Genomic DNA, 1,677 nt, shown 5'->3' on the forward strand with positions numbered 1-1,677 from the left:
TGCCACGTGATTCGCGGCGGCCTGAACTACAACATGGAACTGCGCTGGGACGGCGTGCCGTCGCTCGCGCTCGCGATGGAGATGCTCAAGCAGCAGGTCGCGATCACGCCCGCGCCGCAGTGGGTGCGCGTGGTCGGCGGCTTCACCGAACACCAGTTCGTGGAGAAGCGGCTGCCGACGATCGACGAACTCAATGCGGTCGCGCCGGACACGCCCGTGTTCATCCTGCATCTGTACGATCGCGCGTTGCTGAACGCGGCGGCGCTGCGGGTGGTCGGCTACACGAAGGACACGCCGGAGCCGCCGGGCGGGACGATCCTGCGCGATGCGGCGGGCAACCCGACCGGCCTGCTGCTCGCGAACCCGAACGCGACAATCCTCTACGCGACGCTCGCGAAGGGGCCGAAGCTGCCGTTCGAGTATCAGTACAACTCGACGCGCCATTTCATGCGCGAGCTGAACCGGCTGGGCGTGACGGGCGTGATCGATGCGGGCGGCGGTTCGCAGAATTATCCCGACGATTACGAAGTGATCCGCAAGCTGCACGACGCGGGCGAGATGACGATCCGGATCGCGTACAACCTGTTCACGCAGAAGCCGAACGCGGAAAAGGAAGACTTCGTGAACTGGACGAAGAGCGTCAAGTACCACGACGGCACTGACTACTTCCGCAATAACGGCGCCGGCGAGATGCTGGCGTTTTCCGCGGCCGACTTCGAGGATTTCCGCGTCGCGCGGCCGGACCTGCCCGCGCAGATGGAGGACGATCTCGAAGGCGTCGTGCGCGTGCTCGCGGAAAACCGCTGGCCGTGGCGCATGCACGCGACCTACGACGAAACGATCAGCCGCGCGCTCGACGTATTCGAGAAGGTCAACGAAGACATCCCGCTCGAAGGGCTGAACTGGTTCTTCGATCACGCGGAAACGATCACCGAGAAATCGATGGACCGGATCGCCGCGCTCGGCGGCGGCATCGCGGTGCAGCACCGGATGGCGTACCAGGGCGAATACTTCGTCGAGCGCTACGGCGCGCAAGCCGCGGAGGCGACGCCGCCGGTCGCGAAGATGCTTGCCAAGGGGCTGAAGGTGTCGGCCGGCACCGACGCGACGCGCGTCGCATCGTACAACCCGTGGGTGTCGCTCGCATGGCTCGTGACGGGCAAGACGGTCGGCGGCATGCGCATGTATCCGCAGCGCAACCTGCTCGATCGCGAAACCGCGCTGCGGATGTGGACCGAGTACGTGACGTGGTTCTCGAACGAGGAGGGCAAGAAGGGGCGCATCGCGGTGGGGCAGCTTGCCGACCTGGTGGTCCCGGATCGCGATTTCTTCGCATGCGCGGAGGACGACATCGCCGCCACGACCGCGTTGCTGACGGTGGTCGACGGGAAGATCGTGTGGGGCGCGGGGCCGTTCGCGTCGCACGACGCGCCGATTCCGCCGGCGATGCCCGACTGGTCGCCGGTGCGCGAGTTCGGCGGCTATGGCGGCTGGGGCGCGACGCAGCGCAACGGCGCGCCGCTGCAACGCGCGGCGGCCGCCGCGATGTGCGGCTGCGCGAATGAATGCAACCTTCACCAGCATGCGCACGCGAGCGCATGGGCAAGCACGTTGCCGACGTCGGATGCGAAGGGCTTCTGGGGCGCGTTCGGGTGCTCTTGCTGGGCGATCTGACAT

General features: G+C 66.7%; 1 protein-coding gene. It reads left to right on the forward strand.

Translation table 11 applies throughout. The features are described from left to right. A partial coding sequence (locus tag CFB81_RS34665; RefSeq protein ID WP_089438202.1) for an amidohydrolase occupies nt 1-1,674 on the forward strand: 1,674 nt, incomplete at its 5' end. Nucleotides 1,675-1,677: the final 3 nt, after the last annotated feature.

Origin of the sequence: Burkholderia sp. AU28863 (genome assembly GCF_002223195.1) — a bacterium.
Taxonomy (GTDB): Bacteria; Pseudomonadota; Gammaproteobacteria; order Burkholderiales; family Burkholderiaceae; genus Burkholderia; species Burkholderia sola.